Source organism: Streptomyces sp. NPDC048211 (assembly GCF_043202315.1).
In the GTDB taxonomy this organism is placed as follows: Bacteria; Actinomycetota; Actinomycetes; order Streptomycetales; family Streptomycetaceae; genus Streptomyces.
The window spans coordinates 1-1,957 of sequence record NZ_JBIDAD010000055.1; the positions used below are offsets into that span (position 1 = coordinate 1).

A 1,957-nucleotide genomic window follows, 5' to 3' on the forward strand; every position below is an offset into this window, starting at 1 on the left:
TTGTCACGTCGTTGGATGCGGCCCGGCTTGGTGGTGTGTTGCGGCCGAAGGTGGATGCGGCGTGGCATTTGCACGAGCTGACCCGGGACATGGACCTGTCGGCGTTTGTTCTGTTTTCTTCGGCGGCTGGGGTGTTCGGTACTCCGGGGCAGGCCGGGTATGCGGCGGCGAACGTGTTCCTTGATGCGTTGGCTCAAGCCCGTCGGTCGCAGGGTCTGGTGGGGGTGTCGTTGGCTTGGGGTCTGTGGGCGGACACCAGCGCGATGACGGAGACGCTCGGCGAAGCCGACCGACGGCGCATTGCGGCGCTCGGTGGAGAAGCCCTGAGCGAGGAGGAGGGGCTCTCCCTCTTCGATGCGGCGCTGGGCGTCGCCGGCGAAGGGCTTCTCGTGCCGGTTCGCCTCAATCGGGCCGCACTGCGTGCGCAGGCCGAGTCCGGCACCGTAGCCCCGATCCTGCGGTCCTTGGCTCCGGTCAGCGTACGCCGCCAGGTGCCCAGGCATGCAGTGACGGTGACCGGCGCCGATGGTATGAGCGGCAGGCTTGCCGTGATGTCGACGGCCGAGCAGGGAAGGTTCATCGGCGACCTGGTGCGCCGGACCGTGGCAGGTGTGCTGGGACATGCCTCGCCGGACGCCATCCAGGATGCGCAGCCGTTCAAGGACCTGGGCTTCGACTCGTTGACCGCGGTCGAGCTGCGCAACAGGCTGGGCACGGCGACCGGCCTGCGCCTGCCGGCCACGCTGATCTTCGACTATCCCACCTCGGCGGCGCTCGCTGATCATGTACGAGGTCGACTCGTCGGTGATTCAACGCCTGTACACGTCGGGCCCGTACAGTCCGCGGGCTACGGCGATGAGCCCATAGCGATTGTCGGGATGGGGTGCCGCTTCCCCGGCGGTGCCGAGTCGCCGGAGGACCTGTGGGAACTGGTCGTATCGGCGTCTGACGTCATATCCGACTTCCCGGTGGATCGGGGTTGGGATGTGGAGGGTCTGTTCCATCCCGATCCGGATCATGCGGGTACGACGTATTCGCGTGAGGGTGGGTTCTTGCATCGGGCTGCTGAGTTCGATGCGGGGTTCTTCGGTGTGTCGCCGCGTGAGGCGTTGGCGATGGATCCGCAGCAGCGGTTGTTGCTGGAGGTGTCGTGGGAGGCGTTCGAGCGGGCTGGTATCGACCCCGCCGGGCTGCGGGGATCGCGTACGGGTGTGTTCGCCGGCGCGATGTACCACGACTACGCGTCGCGGTTGCGTGAGGTGCCCGCGCATCTTGAGGGTCTTATGGGTACGGGCAATGCGACGAGCGTCATCTCTGGTCGGTTGTCGTACACGTTCGGGCTCGAGGGTCCGGCGGTGACGGTGGATACGGCGTGTTCGTCGTCGTTGGTGGCTTTGCATCTGGCGGTTCAGGCGTTGCGGTCCGGTGAGTGCGATATGGCGCTGGCCGGTGGGGTGACGGTGATGGCTACTCCGGAAGCGTTTGTGAATTTCAGTCGGCAGCGCGGGCTTGCTCCTGATGGGCGGTGCAAGGCGTTCGGTGCGGGTGCGGACGGCACGGGTTGGGCTGAGGGCGCGGGAATGCTGCTCGTCGAGCGTCTCAGTGATGCGGAGCGTCTGGGACACCGGGTCCTGGCCGTGGTACGGGGCAGCGCCGTCAATCAGGATGGTGCTTCGAATGGCCTGACAGCCCCGAACGGCCCGTCCCAGCAGCGGGTCATCCGGCAGGCGTTGGAATCAGCTGGACTGAAGGCGGACCAAGTCGATGCTATTGAGGGCCACGGTACGGGCACCTCACTCGGTGACCCGATCGAAGTTCAGGCTCTGCAGGCTACGTATGGCCAGGGCCGGGGGAACCGTCCCGTGTGGTTGGGGTCGTTGAAGTCGAACATCGGGCATGCGCAGGCGGCTGCGGGTGTGGGTGGTGTGATCAAGATGGTGATGGCGATGCAGGCGGG

General features: G+C 66.3%; 1 protein-coding gene. It reads left to right on the forward strand.

All coding sequences use genetic code 11. The annotated features are described in order from the left end of the window. Positions 1-1,957: beta-ketoacyl synthase N-terminal-like domain-containing protein (locus ACGFZA_RS42475; RefSeq protein WP_393686478.1), on the forward strand; the 1,957-nt coding region annotated here is incomplete at both ends.